At 42.0% G+C, this 17,749-nt stretch carries 19 protein-coding genes; 9 read left to right on the top strand and 10 right to left on the bottom strand.

The window, feature by feature from the left end; translation table 11 throughout:
* Positions 1-30: 30 nt before the first annotated feature.
* Positions 31-2,541: a cation-translocating P-type ATPase gene (locus KN811_RS00310; protein WP_187964932.1), complete on the bottom strand. Its 2,511-nt coding sequence runs from the start codon at positions 2,539-2,541 to the stop codon at positions 31-33.
* Positions 2,542-3,339: 798 nt separating this feature from the next.
* On the opposite strand from KN811_RS00310, the gene KN811_RS00305 reads away from it, so the two are divergent.
* The 3 genes from KN811_RS00305 (at position 3,340) to KN811_RS00295 (ending at position 4,364) form a co-directional block, all read left to right on the top strand.
* On the top strand, positions 3,340-3,558 hold the full coding sequence (locus KN811_RS00305; protein ID WP_187964931.1) for an SHOCT domain-containing protein: 219 nt from the start codon (positions 3,340-3,342) through the stop codon (positions 3,556-3,558).
* 119 nt (positions 3,559-3,677) lie between these two features.
* The gene (locus KN811_RS00300) at positions 3,678-3,968 is read left to right on the top strand and encodes a DUF5676 family membrane protein (RefSeq protein ID WP_187964930.1); all 291 of its coding nucleotides are present in this window, start codon (positions 3,678-3,680) and stop codon (positions 3,966-3,968) included.
* A gap of 33 nt (positions 3,969-4,001) precedes the next feature.
* The gene (locus tag KN811_RS00295) at positions 4,002-4,364 is read left to right on the top strand and encodes a universal stress protein (RefSeq protein WP_187964929.1); all 363 of its coding nucleotides are present in this window, start codon (positions 4,002-4,004) and stop codon (positions 4,362-4,364) included.
* A gap of 212 nt (positions 4,365-4,576) precedes the next feature.
* Here KN811_RS00295 and KN811_RS00290 read toward each other — a convergent pair whose 3' ends face one another.
* Together KN811_RS00290 and KN811_RS00285 are read right to left on the bottom strand one after the other, a co-directional pair.
* Positions 4,577-4,993 carry a hypothetical protein gene (locus KN811_RS00290; RefSeq protein ID WP_187964928.1) on the bottom strand — a complete coding sequence of 139 codons (417 nt, stop codon included), beginning with the start codon at positions 4,991-4,993 and terminating at the stop codon, positions 4,577-4,579.
* Between the two features lie 193 nt (positions 4,994-5,186).
* Positions 5,187-6,200, bottom strand: a complete 1,014-nt coding sequence (locus KN811_RS00285) for a hypothetical protein (protein WP_187964979.1) — start codon at positions 6,198-6,200, stop codon at positions 5,187-5,189.
* A gap of 164 nt (positions 6,201-6,364) precedes the next feature.
* Between KN811_RS00285 and KN811_RS00280 the strand changes: the two genes are divergently transcribed.
* The 3 genes from KN811_RS00280 (at position 6,365) to KN811_RS00270 (ending at position 8,455) form a co-directional block, all read left to right on the top strand.
* Positions 6,365-7,099, top strand: a complete 735-nt coding sequence (locus KN811_RS00280; protein ID WP_187964927.1) for a helix-turn-helix transcriptional regulator — start codon at positions 6,365-6,367, stop codon at positions 7,097-7,099.
* Between the two features lie 72 nt (positions 7,100-7,171).
* Positions 7,172-7,708, top strand: coding sequence for a dihydrofolate reductase family protein (locus tag KN811_RS00275; RefSeq protein ID WP_187964926.1), 537 nt, complete (start codon positions 7,172-7,174; stop codon positions 7,706-7,708).
* 399 nt (positions 7,709-8,107) lie between these two features.
* The gene (locus tag KN811_RS00270) at positions 8,108-8,455 is read left to right on the top strand and encodes a hypothetical protein (RefSeq protein WP_187964925.1); all 348 of its coding nucleotides are present in this window, start codon (positions 8,108-8,110) and stop codon (positions 8,453-8,455) included.
* A 156-nt stretch (positions 8,456-8,611) separates the two neighbouring features.
* Here KN811_RS00270 and KN811_RS00265 read toward each other — a convergent pair whose 3' ends face one another.
* From KN811_RS00265 to KN811_RS00255, 3 genes are all read right to left on the bottom strand, one after another.
* Entirely contained in the window at positions 8,612-8,851 is a 240-nt protein-coding gene (locus KN811_RS00265; protein WP_187964924.1) for a hypothetical protein, read from the bottom strand.
* 78 nt (positions 8,852-8,929) lie between these two features.
* Positions 8,930-9,766: a universal stress protein gene (locus KN811_RS00260; protein WP_187964923.1), complete on the bottom strand. Its 837-nt coding sequence runs from the start codon at positions 9,764-9,766 to the stop codon at positions 8,930-8,932.
* Between the two features lie 426 nt (positions 9,767-10,192).
* A complete protein-coding gene (locus KN811_RS00255; protein WP_187964922.1) occupies positions 10,193-10,582 on the bottom strand; it encodes a DUF302 domain-containing protein in 390 nt (129 codons plus the stop codon).
* Positions 10,583-11,230: 648 nt separating this feature from the next.
* On the opposite strand from KN811_RS00255, the gene KN811_RS00250 reads away from it, so the two are divergent.
* Complete coding sequence (locus KN811_RS00250) at positions 11,231-11,386, top strand: hypothetical protein (protein WP_187964921.1); 156 nt, start codon at positions 11,231-11,233, stop codon at positions 11,384-11,386.
* A 493-nt stretch (positions 11,387-11,879) separates the two neighbouring features.
* On the opposite strand, the gene KN811_RS00245 is transcribed toward KN811_RS00250, so the two are convergent.
* The 3 genes from KN811_RS00245 to KN811_RS00235 form a co-directional block, all read right to left on the bottom strand.
* Positions 11,880-12,725, bottom strand: a complete 846-nt coding sequence (locus KN811_RS00245) for a universal stress protein (protein ID WP_187964920.1) — start codon at positions 12,723-12,725, stop codon at positions 11,880-11,882.
* A 165-nt stretch (positions 12,726-12,890) separates the two neighbouring features.
* Positions 12,891-13,940 (bottom strand): response regulator, encoded by a 1,050-nt coding sequence (locus KN811_RS00240; RefSeq protein ID WP_187964919.1) that lies wholly within the window; start codon positions 13,938-13,940, stop codon positions 12,891-12,893.
* The gene (locus tag KN811_RS00235; protein WP_187964918.1) at positions 13,918-15,156 is read right to left on the bottom strand and encodes a PAS domain-containing sensor histidine kinase; all 1,239 of its coding nucleotides are present in this window, start codon (positions 15,154-15,156) and stop codon (positions 13,918-13,920) included. The genes KN811_RS00240 and KN811_RS00235 overlap by 23 nt, the downstream gene beginning before the upstream one ends.
* Positions 15,157-15,318: 162 nt before the next feature.
* On the opposite strand from KN811_RS00235, the gene trxA reads away from it, so the two are divergent.
* Entirely contained in the window at positions 15,319-15,615 is a 297-nt protein-coding gene (trxA, locus tag KN811_RS00230; protein ID WP_187964917.1) for a thioredoxin, read from the top strand.
* Between the two features lie 86 nt (positions 15,616-15,701).
* Here trxA and KN811_RS00225 read toward each other — a convergent pair whose 3' ends face one another.
* The gene (locus tag KN811_RS00225; protein WP_187964916.1) at positions 15,702-16,538 is read right to left on the bottom strand and encodes a universal stress protein; all 837 of its coding nucleotides are present in this window, start codon (positions 16,536-16,538) and stop codon (positions 15,702-15,704) included.
* Between the two features lie 171 nt (positions 16,539-16,709).
* On the opposite strand from KN811_RS00225, the gene KN811_RS00220 reads away from it, so the two are divergent.
* The gene (locus KN811_RS00220; RefSeq protein WP_187964915.1) at positions 16,710-17,747 is read left to right on the top strand and encodes a glycoside hydrolase family 130 protein; all 1,038 of its coding nucleotides are present in this window, start codon (positions 16,710-16,712) and stop codon (positions 17,745-17,747) included.
* Positions 17,748-17,749 lie beyond the last annotated feature (2 nt).

Genomic DNA, 17,749 nt, shown 5'->3' with positions numbered 1-17,749 from the left:
TAAGGGAGTTCATGCTTTGAATCCGGCACATTATTCATTCTTATACTTCTTTCTTTTTACCCACTTAAACACCTCAAACCAAAGCACCGATACAGCGGCAATAAGCCCGGCTGTCCCTAATTCTGCCATATTCAAACCGGATACTTTAAAAAAACCGGAAAACGGGGGAAAATACAGGATGCCGAAAAGGAGCAGTACTGTTATCCCGGTGACCATGACAAACAAAATGTTCCGGTTCCTGAAACTTTCAAACATACTGTAATAGAACGAACGGTTTGTAAGGCTTAGCCAAATATTGGCAAAAATCAGGGTGGTGAAAACCATGGCCCTTGTTTTTTCTTCATTCTCCCCGCTAAGTACGGTGTGTTGATAAGCAGACAATACCCCCATAGTAATCATCAATCCCTGAACAATACTGATACCAAGTTCTTTCCGGTTCAGGAATGTTTCGGTCATTTTTCTCGGTTTTTGTACCATGGTGTTCTTCTCCATCGGTTCGTTTTCATACACAATCGAACAGGTGGGCCCCATGATCAATTCCAAAAAAATAACGTGTACGGGGGTAAATAGCTGTGGATATGCCCACCCCAAAAACAAAGGTAGGGTCACGGTAAGGATAATAGGAATATGGATGGAAATAATATACCGGATCGCCTTTTTAATGTTCGTATAAATCCTTCGCCCGGCGGCAATCCCTATAATCAGTTTTCCCAAATCGTCATTGGCAATCACCAATGAAGCTGCTGCCTTTGCTATTTCAGTTCCCTTATGCCCCATGGCCACACCAATGTGAGCAGATTTCAAGGCCGGGGCATCGTTCACGCCATCACCCAGCATGGCTACCACTTCTCCCTTCTTTTTCAGGGCATTTACCACCCTCAGTTTGGCATCGGGAAACATTCTGGTTAATAATACCTTTTCTTCGACGACCTGCATTAACCGCTCCTCCGGATATTCCATAATTGTAGGTCCTTCTACGGCATCGGTCAAATTCACAATGCCTGCCTGTGCCGCGATGCTCTTTGTAGTATCGGTATTATCGCCTGTGATTACTTTTACCTTGATTCCGGCATTGTAAATATGCCGGAACACTTCCCGGATACCTTTTTTAGGCGGATCATAAAACACGGCCAACCCCAAAAATTCAAATTTAAAATCTTGTTGTTTACCGGGAAACTCATCGCCCCGGAAACCTGACTTTGCTACCCCCAGGATGCGAAACCCCTGCTGCCCGAAACCTTTGATAAGGCCGCGAACTTTATTTTTCTCGCTTTCGGAAAGCGTGGATACGTTAAGTATTGCTTCCGGTGCTCCTTTGGCGGCAATAATCCGGTGCTTTTCCGCATTCTCAAAGAGATGTGTCATCATCGGCGGCTTACCGTCCAAAGGATACTCGTGAAACAGCGTGTATGATTTTCTCAGGTCCTCTTTTTGTGTCTGCCCATATACCTGGTGCAGGGTTTTCTCCATCGGGTCAAAGGGCACAGGCTCACTACTCCACATGGCATAACCAATCAAATCGGAAAGTACGGCAGCACTAAAATCCGGTTCCTCAAAAGTTTTATCGGAATTATAATCATACAGATATTTCAGGTGCATTGTATTTTCGGTAATGGTTCCGGTTTTATCGGTACAGATCACTGTTGTACTGCCTAAGGTCTCCACAATACTGCTCCGCTTGATAATAATCCCATCGCGCATCAGCTTCCAGGCGCCCAATGCCATAAAAGTGGTAAATGCTACCGGGATCTCTTCGGGTAAAACAGACATGGCCAGCGTAAGTCCGTTGAGCAGGCTTTCGAGAAGGTTCCGGGTATGATAGTAACTGACCAAACAAACCATAAGGAACACCACAACACCTATAATGGCCATTGTTTTTACAAACCGTCCGATCTGAAGTTGCAAGGGAGAAACTTCCTCTTTTATATCGGATAAGGAAGCCCCGATTTTACCGAGTCGTGTTTCTTTGCCGATTTTTTCTACTTCAAAAACGGCCAGCCCCGACACTGAAAGTGTTCCGCTATATACCTTGTTATCTTCACTTTTACTGTTTTTGAATACCGATAAACTCTCCCCTGTTAAAGCTGCTTCATTAACCGAAAAATCATTGCTATGGACAATTTTCCCATCGGCATTAATCATTTTTCCTTCCTCGGTAATGCTGAGATCGCCCACTACAATCTCGTTTGTGGGGATCTCGATCACTTTCGCATTACGGATAACTGTACTCAAAGGTTCGTTCAACTTCTCCAAGGCTTCCAATGCCTTTTTACTTCGGTTATCCTGGTAAAATGAAATGGCCGAAACCGCAACGATGGCCAGGATCATAAACGTCGCTTCCCCGTAATCGCCTATGATAAAATAAATGGCTGAAATGGCAAAGAGCAGAATAAGCATCGGCTCTTTCAAGATATCAATAAGTAACTTCAGCCAGGTGCTTTTACCGGTGGCATCTATCCGGTTGTGCCCGTACGCCTTTCTCGAAGCGGCTACCTCATGATCGTTAAGACCTTTCAGGTCAGCAGGAATATTGTGGAACATAAATGATTACGCTTAAAATTTAAAAATACCAAATCTTTTGATTGAAACCGGACCTATGGAAGGTTTTTAAGAAGGCCCCTGCGTTCATAGCTTTAAAAGAGCCAACAAGAAAAATACAATATTACCCACTTTGACCAGGAAGAGCAACAACCATAGAGAAACTTCTCTTTTCCAGTTTTTCAAAGCCATCTCTTTCTTTGTTGAACATGTTCCTTCACGACCATTCATTCCCAACACCTCACTCCTGCTTTACGATGGGTTTATCCCAAGATACAACATAAAATCCGTGGTATCAAACAACGTGATTTGTTGGTCGAGACATCCCGGAAATGATGATAATTCCCGGGCCGTTCCATGCATGGGATTTTAAACCTTCAAACCCATATATTCTCTTAAAACCTGTACCGAAAACCTATTAATACTTCTTCCCCACCCGGAGAAAAGATAAGCTCCACATATTTTCCCGGGTACTCCGGGACAAATCAACTGCTGTTACTGTTCCCGCCAATACTTCTGAGAGACGGTGCTAATCGACATGGATTTTGCTATAGCCTGCCAAAGCGTAAGCCGGAAGTCTGTACCTCCGGCCATACCTTTTTCGGATAAATGCTGCACTTTAAAAAGTAGTTGAAGTATGCCCTGGTGTAAAAGGGTGTCTATGGTAAACTTATCACGGATAGGTTATTGTCTTCTTTGCGAACCGCACGGACCGGATCATAAACTGATATAAATCATTGTTTCAGCCTCCTATTATTTATAAACTTACACAGTTATATATCTCCTAAAACTCTAAAAAAAATGAATAACTGGACCTGGCATATATGGGGAATACACGGACTGTGGTGGATCTTCTGGGTAATCCTGATCGTCGGAGCAGCATGGCTGATCTACCTCAAAAGTACCGGAAATAATACCGGTGGGAGTAAAGATTCTCCCCTGGAGATCCTTAAAAAACGCTATGCAAAAGGAGAGATCAGCAAAGAAGAGTATGAAGAGACTAAAAAAACATTATCCTGAACCCTTCTCATCTGCAATGAGGCAGGATAGTGAAAAAGTTGCTTGGAACCTGGCATGCGTGTACTATAATCCGGGCCGTAAAAGGCAGTCCCTGACCGTGTCAAAAACTTAGTAAAAAGATGGATCGGATCAATGTTAAAAAATTCGGATTTGCCTGCGGGTTTACCGGAACACTATTCTATACAGGATGTACGTTTCTCATGGTCACCACAGGGTATGAGGGTACGGTTGGATTTATCAACAGTCTTCTGCATGGAATCGATGTCTCGGCCATTATCCGGATGGATATTTCGCTCTGGGAAGCGGGCATCGGGCTTATTGAAACCTTTGTACTCGGCTGGCTAACCGGTGCGTGTATAGCTATATTCTATAATATTTCTATAAAAAAGAGCTCATCCCCGGATAACTGATATTATACCTTACCAAATTAAAAAAGCAGTACATTGAAACGGATTTTATTACCCACCGATTTTTCTGAAAATGCGCACAGGGTCATGCAATATGCAACAGACCTGTATAAGCACAAAGTATGTACTTTTTACGTACTCCATATGGTTTCTGTTTCATATCAGGCCGTGAGCGTTATGGCGCCCCAAATGGAAAATCCCGCCTTTGAGGCAGCTTTGAAAACCGGTAAAAAAGCACTGGAAAAAAGTATACACCAACTGGAGTCCCTTAAAAACCCGAAACACCTGTTTAAGAGCCTTTTGAGAACCGGTTTCCTGGTCGATGGCCCCCGCTGGTGCGCGATTGTATCGCGTTCTCTCTCCCCTCTCGCCAGTTCCGCAACCGTACACAAAATTTAGTAGCTTTAACCTATGAGCAGAAACTATAAGTTCCATAAGCCCCTGGCGCTCGTTTGCACCTTAAATCCGCATGTCAGTAGTTTACCTTTATTTGTAAAGCAATTTGTGAATTGTAAATCACAAAAGGACATACCTCTCCCATCAAAGTTGATCAAGTGTTTATTTTAAAGAACATTTTTTAAGGATAAGCAGGTTGGAGTTCTGTCGCTGAGTTAAGTAACAAACTTATGATTTCCAAAGAGTTTCAAATGCCATTGTCTTGACCTGTATATCCATTTTGCAGGGACACAAATAAAACGAAAGATAAACTTTTTTAACCTGTAATGAGGTTGTAAGTATTGATGCTTCTGAGAAAAAAGATGGATCAAATAGTGATAGATATTTTTGCACATGGAGGTAAAAGGTAGATATACCGTATTTTGATTCAAATACGAACAAGGGAGTTTGTTCCAACCAAAATCGTTTTTTAAAACGTCAAATTCCCTTTCTATTTCATCTCGTTTATTATAAGCTGGTAATTCTGGCAAATTCTCTTTTAACAGATCAGGAAGCCCAAGTAGGTTTAGTTGGTTAAAAACTAAATTTATTCCTCCAAAGGCGGAAATGTTTTTAGATTTTATTACTTTCATATTGGTGTATTTGAGCATCACCAATTTAGGTGAAAACACAAAAACCGCAAAGTATTTGTTATCAAATCTTTGCGGTTGTTTTTAACATGAACCTACGGATTTAAGGTACAAACGAGCGCTAGAGGAGCACCTGCATAATTATTGGAAATAGCATATTATATAGAAATACCTACTAGAAAGATATTAATTCCGTTTACATTTTTTCATGTTGTCGAAATTGATTGTTTTCACCACAAAGCGTAAAGTAACGACCAAACAAGGTATTTTGTATGCGTTGGTGAAATGCACTTTGATCCACCGGAAGTTCAATTCCATTCCATGTATTGCCAGTTTCAAATAATGCAGGATTAATTTCGAATACCATATCTTCTTGACTTTTGCGCAAATAACCCAATAGATAGTGAGGTAATAAACCTCCTTTTAAAGTAACTTCCTTTTGATAAGGAAAAAAGCTTTTTTCATAAACAGGCAAACCAATAGTTTCCATATTAATCTTCTTCGTTAGGGCCCGTGAATCAGGAACGCTTAAAACACCCTCATATTTATATGGGACCCACCCAAAAAGAATGAGCGGGTTTTCACTATTTTTTTCTTCTCCCCTCCATGCAAATTTATAAGCTTGTGAAAAATCAGTACTTGTGCTTAACAGAAAAGAAGAAGCATAATATTCACTTTTGCTTATATGGTGTAAAAGCCCTAGGTAGTAATCCCGGACAACAATCTGCTGTTGTGGATTAAGTTCACCTATAATATCAATGAATACTTGTTCATTGCCTCGATTACAGAAAAAATCAATGATCCCTGTTTCCCTTTTCCTGAAACCAACAACAAACCCGTGGATCGGCCCGAAAGGAAATTCTCTTTTAAGCAAGTTCGAAAGCATTTTGAAAATAAGATTGAACACATTATTGCCTGCTGTATCAATATTTATTTCATTTATACCAGGTAATTTTGTAAGAAACATATTCGCTTTTGCCCCCAAAATGAATAACGTATCCCGAAATTGTTCGTCAAGGCTGTCTTTTTCTAATCCATAGATAGAATAAAGCTTTTCTTTTTTATCCCCTCTATATATGAACTTATCATTATTCCGGTAAACCTTATTGATACAATTGAAAAAGTGGTTCCTCTGTTCAGGGGATAAATCGTTTCCATTAACCTTTAGTGTATATCCATAATAGTTAGGGATCATATCGGCATTTTTCATGGATAATTATTTTAAGTTATAGGCTTTTGAAAGAAACATACTTAAATATATAAATATTTCATCAATACTATCTTACGTGCATATAAATGAATGCTTGGCACGGAAAAGAGGGATTGAGTATATTTATGGGCTGGTGGTCATTATATAACAACATCACAAAACTGATGGAATACAAAGAAATAAAGCCTTATATAGAATTAAATCCCTTCATTCATTCTTACTGGGAATTGAAAGGGAACGAACCTGACAGGCAATGGGAACGGAATTTTCCTGATGGGTGTGCAGGCCTAGTAATGAATTTGGGTGACACTTGCATCACGGACAATGGTTTGGTTTCTATGGAGTTTGGAAAAACTTATGCAGTTGGTGCAATGACTTCTTTCAAGGACAGTTTTATTGACAGCAACACACATTTATTAGGAGTTTGCTTCAAACCTGCAGCTTTTGCCAATTTCTATGACTACATGCCTCAAAATGAACTGACCGACAACACCGTTGAGCTTGAAAAGTCCAATTCATTTGATGTTGAAAAAATCTTAAAAGACTCTCTTAATCATTTCAATCAATTTTTTACAGACAGAATTAAAAGCAAAAAGAACCTACTGCAATCAGTAATCAATGATATACATTCTTCAAAAGGACAATTAAGTATTTATGAACTTTCTAAACGGAATTACACAACTGTGCGGCAGTTAGAACGAAATTTTAAAATGTACATAGGGATTTCTCCAAAAGAATATTCAAACATTATTCGTTTTCAGAATGCTTTGAGTATAATTAAAAACTCAAGCGAAAATCGAAGTTTTTCGGACATTGCTTTTGAATGTGGCTTTTATGACCATTCACATCTTACCAACGAAATCAAACGAAATACAGGACTTTCGCCGTCTGAACTTTAATTTGTCGTTTTTTTCCAAAGTACTAATCATAGTCTAATACTAATTTTGCAGAAACTTTAAAATATTAAACAAATGCGAAAATTATCACTTTTTATTGCGACAAGTTTGGACGGTTATATTGCAAAACCTAATGATGACCTTAGCTTCTTGAAATTAGTAGAAAAAGAAGGAGAAGATTATGGTTATGAGAATTTTATACACACCATAGACACCTTAATTATTGGTAGAAAGACCTATGATTATGTACTTAATGAAATCGGTTCATCTCATTATGACAATGGAAAAAGAAATGTATTTGTCATAACAAGAACTGAAAAACCAAGTATTGGTAAAACAACTTTTTATACGGGAAACCTGGCCGAATTAGTACGACGACTAAAATCCGAGAACGGGAAAAATATTTATTGTGACGGTGGGGCAGAAATAGTGAATGAACTTTTGAAAAGCGACCTGATTGACGAATTTATTATTTCAATTGTACCTATTTTGATTGGTAATGGGACAAGACTTTTCAAAGACGGCAGACCTGAACAATATCTTGAACTTGTAAATTCAAAAAGGTTTGACACGGGACTAATGCAACTGCATTACAAACGAAAGAGAAAATAATGCCCACTCCCCACTCTACGAAGTGTTGCAGGCGAACGTCTCCGACTTCGCGGCCTGTTACACGTCAATAGCTGGCCAAGCCATAAAGTCCCTACTTTTCCTAGCGCTCGTTTAAGCGCAACGGAAACGAGGAGAATAATTAAATAAAATCCCCCGTTGCTGCACGATTGTATCGTGCGGTATCTTTAATTCCCTGAACTTTACTCATGCCCCTATTTTTCCGGAAATGAAAAACGCCCTTGGCGCTCGTTTGCAACGAGTGCCCCCCTTTTAGCCCCATCACATACTCCTGGTGTCTGTTTATAGCATAGTAGTAGTAAAGTATAATATCAGAAAAATAGTTAACTCAAAGTATTGTAGTAAAAAAGCATTGCAAATGCGGGATACAATAGGCACTCGTTGCAAACGAGCGCTAGAGATTTTAAGCGGTATATAAGTAAGGCCATAGTAAAGGAAATACGGGATAATCCGGGAGAAAGCAGAAAAGAGTTTTTGCTCGAAAGGTTTAAAAAAGCGGCGGGAAAGTCGTCCAACGTTACCGGGTATCAGTTTTGGCGACACGATAACAAACCTATTGAACTTTGGAGCCATAAAGTTATACAGCAAAAGATAAACTACATACACAACAATCCGGTAGATGCAGGCTTCGTATTTCGGCCGGAAGATTATGTTTACAGCAGTGCCGTGGATTATGCGGGGGAAAAGGGGGTATTGGATAATGTGGTTGTTTTTCAGTATTTTGGTTAAAAGAAAAGAACGTTATAGATAGTTTAGTTTAAGCCACACGGAAATCCTTTAAAAGAAATTTCACTCGAAAAATATCGCTAAATAATAATATTAACTTATAACTGTTTGAAAAGAAAAGCCAACAGCCAATCGGGTGGATGGCTCCGCCATTAACGATCATTCCTCCCCGTAAAATCTTCCCTCATAATAATCCTCTTCAAACACAGGTTCGGTTTCGTGTTTTAACAATCTGCCCTGTGCATTGAATTCAAGATGATGGATGATTTCGTTCTCATATATTTTTGCCCGGAACAGCAAATGACCGTCTTTGTCCCGTACAGACCCAATATTTCTGAAGTACCCTTCCCTGAAGTGTTTCCGGATATAGGTAAATACATGGTGAGGTAGTTTATTCATAATTAAAAAATTCTGTCGATCAGTCTTAAAAATACATTGCGTTAAAATTTAACCGTACAGCACCCTGTAAGGAGACGCTTATAAACGGTTCATAACAAGCAGGGGGATCCTGGTATGATAGCCCAGACTCCTTGCCACCGGTCTTCTTATCATACTGTTGAACAAGCTGTGTTTCCGGTTTACCATGGCTATCATATCTATATCTCCCCGGCTTTCAACAAAACACTGTACAGCCATTTCCGTATTCATATTCGTCAGTGTATGATAGAAAATTTCCACCCCGCTTAACCGTTCCGTAAGAACAGTTTTGTTGTGTTGTTGTTCTTTATCCGGTTCTTTATCCTGCGTATGCAGAATACGTACAATACTCTTGTGTTTTTTTGCCAGTTCTGTTAACGGGGCGATATCCCGTATCCGGTAGGGGCGTTTCAGGGACGTGGTAAATACGATCTCCTGCGGCATTTTAATTCCGGCAGATTCCGGGATCACCAGTACCGGGCATTTAAACCCGCTTTCCATAACCGTCACCGTATTACTGCCAAACCATCTTTCTTTAGCCCCGGTAGCTCCCTGTGTTCCCATAACAACCATATAAATATCGTGTGCCTTAATCAACTCATTGACCGCCCTGGCCAAATAATTATATTTAGATACCGTTTCAAAGGAATGATATTCTCCGGTATTTGAAGAGGACAGGCCTTCCACAAATTCCTTTAAGCTGTTTTGGGAATTGGCACGGGCAGCCTCATAAGCCGGATGCGCGGCCTGTAACAACATGGAATTGGTAGCGCTATCTGTCCCGAAAGCATTGAGTACAATAAATTTACATTTCTCTTCCCTGAAAAGTGCCATGGCATAATTGGCGGCATTTTTTGCATTAGCGGAAAAATCGGTAGGAAGAATTATATTTTTCATCGATCTGTTTTTTATAAGGTTAAACACCCGGAACTCACCTCAAATTGTATTGTTTTCCCAGAAAGAATCTCATGCACTTAAAGTACCACACATTCCATCTGTTAAAAATGATATTTATCAATTAAAAATTAAATTTAGCCTGACCCGAAAATCATTTTTTACTTTTTTTGATTAAAAGTAAACAACCGTCATTTCAGGCCTACGGTTTTTGACGGGATGCTGAGGCTGACTCGGAGTTTCGGCCGTTGAAAACCTGTTAAAAGGAAAAAAGAATGGTAGGGTAGGTATCATAAAAAACGAAGTTTCCGTAACTCCGATTACGAATGTAAAAAACAAGTATGAGTGTGGATAAAGATGCACTGAAATCCTCGGAAATATTAACAACATGGGAAGTCCTGCTTTCCGAAAAAGCAATTTCCATTATTATTACAGCTTGTCTACAACTTTTCGTAATTTACTTCTCACTTCGCCTGCTATAACGCTAAGCGAAACATTTTCAATCCCCTGCATGGAAACGACCGGATCAACCACAGCTATTTCCACCACTCCGGGTGTTTTTTCCTGTACCACTACATTACACGGCAACATTACGCCGATCTTATCTTCTTCCTGTAAGGCTTTATAAGCAAAGGCCGGGTTACAGGCACCTAATATCTTATAGTTCCTGAAATCCACCTCCAGTTTTTTTCGGAATATTTCTTTAACATCAATTGTCGTAAGCACTCCAAAACCCTCTTCCGACAGTTTTACAATTACCTTTTTGACGGCTTCGTCAAAAGAAATATCTTCCAGTATTCTTCCATAATAATATTTCATGACAGCGAACTTTTTTAAACTTTTTCAAGGCATAGACAATAATTTCCATGCATTGTCTGAAAAGTCTGTTAGTGACAATCTTGTTTTATCTTATAACCATTAAACGCTACCAAAAGTAATCGTACCCCGAAACAAAAACCATGATAAATATCAGCCGTAAAACCATTGAAATATTGGCAATTGTAAGTAGTGAGGTTATTGTATTCATTTTTTTCCTGTATTACTTAGAGTCTGTCTAAATTTTGTTTTTGGAATATTTTATAGTGCATTTTTTTGTCAGACAGGGCCGGGCGTATAAAAAAAGTCTGGTAGACTTTTTTAGCGAAGGAGCCAGGATGCCGCGAGGGCAAGAGGCACATAGCCTAAGCTACGTGGCTCAAAATAGCTGAAGTACGGTTGCTGAACGCAGCCGAAGCATGGCAGAAAAAGGCGCAAAAAGAACCGAAGGATAAAACTTGGACAGACTCTTAAACAGTTTCTTAAAATAAGAACAGGGACTTGCGTCCCTGTTCTCTCCGTGGAAATCTTCGTATTCCCAAAACCTTAAATGCCGGCCCTCTTCGAGGGATCCCGGTTCATTTATATGTTCCGGAATGCACGACCGGATTTCCCCGATTATTGTCTCCGCATAAACGGGGACAATTTATTATGATGAAAAATGTAGTGAAGAAACAGGCCTGCACTTCGGCAGACCTGTCTCCAGGGGATCTTCAATTCAAAAAGCAGTCCGTGCTGTTACCCGGAGATTATCCGTATAATATGGACTTTATGACTTTTAAGAAACTGAAAAACCCTTTGGGATGAGGCTTCAAAAGTCAGTGAGTACCGGTTTTACCTTTTTACCCGGAACCCCGGATAAAATGCCCTTGTTATTTTCCGTTTAAGGAAAACCGGGGCCATACGTCACTGCTTCCGAAACCTCATTTTTCTTAAAAACCGTTAACGGTTCATCGGTGCTCAGAATGTAAAGAACATCAGTTTTACAGTACCAAAGGAATAGCTTTTATCTCCTGGAAAAAATGATTTTTATCAGTTTTCCGCTTATTTTTTCATTCCTTTGAAAAAAGATAGAAAAAGGCCGTTTTGTTCAACAGCCTTTTTCTTTCGGAAGGGCCGGTACGGGTTGCCAAAAGTTTATTGCCAAAACCAGATGCGCTCCTTATTCTTTATGTTTCCGGCCTCCTCCGATATGGTGCTGTCAATGAAAAACAGGTATCAAAGAACTTTGCCTTATTTACGATACTAAAGTACACGACTACACGCACCGGAAAAATGATATTTGTCAGTTTCCGTTATTTTATTCGTGAAGCACCAGGAAGGGAATTTTAGTATGATAACTTATTTTTGCCACCCTCGGCCTGAACAGTATCTGCTGGGTAAGGTGGAGTTTTTTGGCCATCATGGCAATCCAGTCGATATCCCTGCTTTCGGTAAAGCACTGTATGGCCTCTCCCAGGTTTTTATTGGTGAGCCTGTGAAAACTGTGGGGGGTATCCTGCAAATACTCCCGGAGAAACTCCTTGTTCTCCTGCTGTACTCCGGTCAGGGTTTCTTCCTCTTTTTTTACAACGTGGAGGACACTCACGGCAGATTGAAAGATCCCTGCAAGGGAAATCAGCGTATCCAGCACCTTTGCAGAATAGGTAATGGTATAGTCGGTGGGGAAAGCAATTTCTCTCGGGGGGTGGAAGGTTACCTTTTCGGGCACGGCCAGTACGGGGCATTTTACCTTGGTAATAACCGCCCCGGTGTTGCTTCCCAGGATCACTTCCTTCAGTCCCGACGCCCCTTTGGTCCCCATCACGATAAGGTCGACTTTCTTTTCCTCGACCTGCTTTCGTACGGTATCGATCAGGAAATCGTATTCCGACAACAGTGTAAAATGATGACCGGGATTGGGGTATTCCTCTTCAATCCGGGCCAATACCTTCTGTAATTCCTTCCTGGCTTCCGTACGGAGCACTTCGTCCAGGTCCTGCGGGAAAGTGACCAGGGGAACATCGCTCGTGGCATAGACATGGGGATTCGTCACATGAAGCAGGTAAAAACTGCACCTGAACTCTTTGAACAAGAGCAGGGCATATTTAACGGCATTCCACGAATTTTCCGAAAAGTCCGTGGGGATCAGAATGTTTTTCATCATAATTTACATCTTACTACGGCAAAAGTATACCGCCGTGTAAAAAGAAAACATGATAAATATCAATTTTAGACACAATCCCTCCCCGATTATCCGGTTATTCCGTTCGTCAGGTTTACGAATAAACCCGATAACTTAATACCTCATTCCCCCTAACTTTAAGATCAATCAGCTCATGTTCTGCAGGCCTTCGATATTGAGCACCTTAATGTTCCGGCCTTCTATGGCTATAAGGCCCTCCTTTTTGAATTCGGAAAGGGTTCGGATAAAGCTCTCCGGGGCGATCCCGGCCACGCTGGCCAGGTCGTTACGGGAGATCCTAATACCTTCGTCCGTACGCCTTTGTAATTTCTCCACAAAACGGTGTATGGTATTTGCCGTCTTCTTTCGTACCGAGCCATAGGCCATTTGCAGCAATTGTTCTTTAACTCCTGCCAGGTCTTCTGCAAGAAATTCCACCAGTTCTATGGCCAGTTTATGGTTGCTCCGGAGTATTTCGGCAAAAGTATCTTTCCGCACCCCGTACAGGTTTGTCTTCTTCAATGCCGTGGCCGATTCTTTATAGGGGGTATTCTGGATAAAGGAATAATAACCGAAAAAGTCGTCGTCTTTACTGATACTGGTAATCAGCTCCTTGCCGTATTCCTCGATCCTGTGGGTCTTTACCATTCCTTCTTCGATCAGGAAAATATAATTGGAGTGATTGCCTTCCGAATAAATTAGATCGCCTTCTTCGAAAGTAAGATATTCCCCCTCGTCGAAAAAGAAATTCTTGAGTTCGTTGATATTCAGGATATCGTCTTCGGGTTCCCGGGAAGCGTTGTTCTCCGAAACCACTTCTTTCAGAATGGATACTTTGGCCAGCCTGCTTTCTATGGCACTGGTAAGTTCGGCTTCCTCAAAGGGTTTGGTCAGGTAATCATCTGCCCCGAGGTCCATCCCTTTACGCACCTCCCTGCGCTCGGTCTTGGCCGACAGGAAAATAAAGGGGATCTGCCGGGTATTTTTATCGCCCGACAATTCATCCAGCACGCCATACCCGTCCAGTTCGGGCATCATGATGTCACACACAATAATATCGGGGAGTTTTTCTTTGGCCAGGGTCACTCCTTTTCTGCCATGGGGTGCTGTTATTACCTTGTAACCCGAAAGCTCCAGCAATTCTGCCGTGCTTTCCCTTAATACGGGGTCGTCTTCAATGAGCAAAATCGTTTTCATGGTTAGGTAGTTTGACTGTAAATGTTGTTCCTTTTCCTTCTTCGCTGACAAAACTGATCTCCCCGTCCAGGTTTTCCAGGTGACTCTTTACTATGTTAAGCCCTATACCGGTACCTTGGTCTATCAGGGCGTTTTTTGCCCGGAAGTAGCGCGTAAAAATATATTTCTGGTCTTCTTCGGGGATGCCTATCCCCTGGTCCCTGACACTAAAAACAAACATTTCCCGGCCTGGTCTTACTTCAATGTCGATAACTGCATGCTCGGGCGAATACTTTATGGAGTTCCGCACCAGGTTGGACAGGATAAGCTCGAGTATTTTTTCATCCTGGAAGAGGATATAATCATCCACATCCTTCGGAAAATTGATCTTCTGCCCGGTCTTTAGCAGCATATTGGCATCGTAGATCACCTCGTTAAATACGCGGCTGATGTTAAAGGGGGCGTATTTATACTGTACCTTGCCCGAGTCTATCCGTTCTACCGACAGAAAATCATTTAAAATATTGTTCAGGTAACGCACCTTGTTCTTTATGGTCTCCAGGTGTTTTTCCCTTTTTTCCTGTTGTTCGGCCTCGGTGTATTTCCCGATCAGGGTAGCAGAGACCAGGACATTGCTCAGGGGGGTTTTAAACTCGTGGGAGACCAGCGACAGGAATTTGGTCTTCAGGTCATTGAGCTCCTTTTCCCTCTGCAAGGCATTCTTGATCTTGTTTTCGGCATCTTTCCGCCGTTTTATTTCCTTTTCGAGCTGTTTTACGGATTCCCGGAGCTCCCCGGTACGCAGCTTTACCTTTTCTTCCAGCTCTTCATTGAGGTGGCGTATCTTGTTTTCGGCCTCCCGGCTCAGGCTAACGTCCATCACCAGGGCAATGATAAACTTCTTACCGTAAATGGTAAACGGGTTGAGACCGATTTCCACGGGCAGCTGGGTCCCGTCTTTCCGTATACCCCATAGGTTCCGTCCCGCAGCCATTTTCCTTTTGCTGGACCTGGCATAATAGTTCCTGAAATGTTCGTTGTGGCTGTGCTTGTAGTGATCGGGGATCAGTATGTCGATGCTTTTCCCCAGCAATTCGTCCTCTTTATACCCGAACATGCCCTCCAGGGGGGAATTGATAGCCACAATGTTCTTTTTGCCGTCCACTACCAGGATCCCTTCGGAAATGGTTTCCAAAAGAATACTGAATATATCTTCTTCCTGCTGGAAAAATTTCATGGTTTCCTGAAATTAGACAGTTTTTATTCCCGGGACAGTATATTAAATTCAGTTAACGGACGAAGAGTACCCTCAACACTGACATAAGTCATATAGATAACCGATATCTTGCTATATTTTTACATTCTATTACAAACAAATATACAAAATATAACAAAACCTATGAAAGCCAACTTTAACACCCTCATAAATTCGGAGAAGCCGGTCCTTGTGGATTTTTATGCGGATTGGTGCAATCCCTGTAAGGTGTTTGCCCCCGTATTAAAGGAGGTCAAAGATCTTGTGGGAGACCATGTACAGATCGTTAAGGTCAATGTGGATAAAAACCGGCCGTTATCTGCCCGGTATGATGTAAGAGGGGTACCAACGCTGATATTGTTTAAACGGGGAAAGCTGTTGTGGAGACATTCGGGGATTTTACAAAAAAATGATTTACTGACCCGCATTCTCAACGCCTGAGCATTATTTTGGTCACCCCGTATTTTTTAAGGTAAAGGGTTACAGACACCATAAAATCTCCCCTGGTTATTCTTCACCCGAAACAATCAGTATATTTTAAACGTCATTACGGGAAACCGGGCGCGGTTGGCCATATCTTCGGCCAGGCTGCCCCTGAAAAAATGCGACAATCCTTTTCTTCCGTGGGTAGGGATGGCAATAAGGTCGGCCCCGATCTTTTCGGCAAAAGCGTAAATCCCTTCCTCTTTGGCATAGGCATTCCGGAAGTGTACTTTTTCCCGGTGCTTTAAACTTCCCTCGGCATGGTATAAAAAATCCTCGACCTTTTCGTCGAATTCCACGGAATCCCTGAACCCTTCTCCGGGGAGATTCACATAAACCAGGCTGACCTCACTTTGAAAAGTATCAAAAAAACGCATGGCCTTCCTGTATACATGAATGCTTTCCAGTTCAAAATCGCAGGCAAAGACCACTTTTTCCATTTTAAACTTTTTCACCGGTTTTTTAAGCACCAGTACCGGGGTGTCCGAGTTCCGCACTACCTTTTCCGTGTTGGACCCTACAAACAGGCCTGATATTGCCCCGGTACCGTGAGATCCCATGACAATGAGATCTGCCCCTTTTTCCTTGGCTACCTGGTTTATTTCCGAAAAATCCTTGTAGTTCTGCACCACTTCCTCTGTGCTTATCCCTTTTAAATAGTCTTCGGACAGCAACCCGTCAAATTTTTTCCGGGCCAGCTTCATATAGTACATGGCTTCCGCGTATTCCTGCGATTCATCCTTGGCCAGGACGGCTGCGGACACCCCTACCATATGGAACAGGACGATCCCCGCCCCTTTTTCCCGGGCGATATCCGCCGCGGCCCTTAATGCGTATTCGGAACATTCCGAAAAATCCGTAGGGACGATAATTTTCTTCATGGGTCTGTTGAATTTGTATTGTTTCTGAATTTCCGAAAGTTAGTTACTGTTGTCCCCGATTTCCATGATAAATATCAACCGCCTCCTGCCCTGCTGATGATTTTAATCATTTTATACCTCGTTGGCACATCCTATTTTGGCTTGAAAATTAACAATATAGTAGACAAAAAAATGACTTTAGTAACCAAACACGGGGTCTTGCTGGAAAAAACCGATAACAGTTTTGAGAACGAAGGGGTTTTTAACCCGGCTATCGTGAAGGAAGGCAATACCGTACACATGTTTTACAGGGCCGTGAGAAAAGGCAATTTTTCGAGCCTGGGCTATTGTAAGCTCCACGGCCCGCTAAATATCGTGGAACGTTCTCCGGCACCTGTTTTTTTCCCGGAAAAAAGCTATGAGTTCCAGGGTACCGAAGATCCGCGCATCACCAAAATAGATGATACGTATTACCTGGCCTATACCGCTTATGACGGTATTAATGTCTTCGGGGCATATGCTACCTCCCGGGACCTTCGCCATTTCGAAAGGAAAGGGATCATCACCCCCCGGTTTACTCTTGAAGAGTGTTCTGCCCTCATGAAAAAAAACGTCAGAAAAATAAATATCACACACATGATGTTTTACAATTTTTTCACGCGGTATAACCTCTCCAACCTGGTCAAGGGCACCATTCACGTATGGGACAAGAACATCGTATTCTTTCCGAAACGGATCAACGGAAAGCTCACTGTACTTCACCGGTTATACCCTTCCATTCAGTTGCTGTATTTCGAAGATCCTTCGGAGCTTACTTCCGAATTCTGGGCCCGGTATATTTCCAACCTGAAAAAGCACATTATACTATATCCCAGGTACAAACACGAAAACGGTCATATCGGGGCGGGCTGCCCACCCGTAGAGACCGAAGAGGGCTGGCTTGTTATTTATCATTCCGCACAATTCGTCCGTGAGGGATATATCTACCACGCCTGTGCCGTATTGCTGGACCTGGAAAACCCTAAAAAGGTCATCGGGCGGCTGCGGTCCCCCCTGTTCTCGCCCACCCTGCCCTGGGAAAAGAAAGGAACGGTTGACAATGTGGTCTTTCCCACGGGAACGGCGCGCTTCGGGGACGAACTCTACATCTATTACGGCGCTGCCGATTGCCGGGTCGCCGCAGCTTCGGTAGACATTAACAGCTTATTGCAAAAACTTAAAAGTAAATGAAC

Source organism: Sinomicrobium weinanense, assembly GCF_018863395.1.
GTDB classification, from domain to species: Bacteria; Bacteroidota; Bacteroidia; order Flavobacteriales; family Flavobacteriaceae; genus Sinomicrobium; species Sinomicrobium weinanense.
The sequence above is the reverse complement of the archived record's forward strand: the minus strand, read 5'-3'. Positions and strand labels throughout refer to the sequence as shown.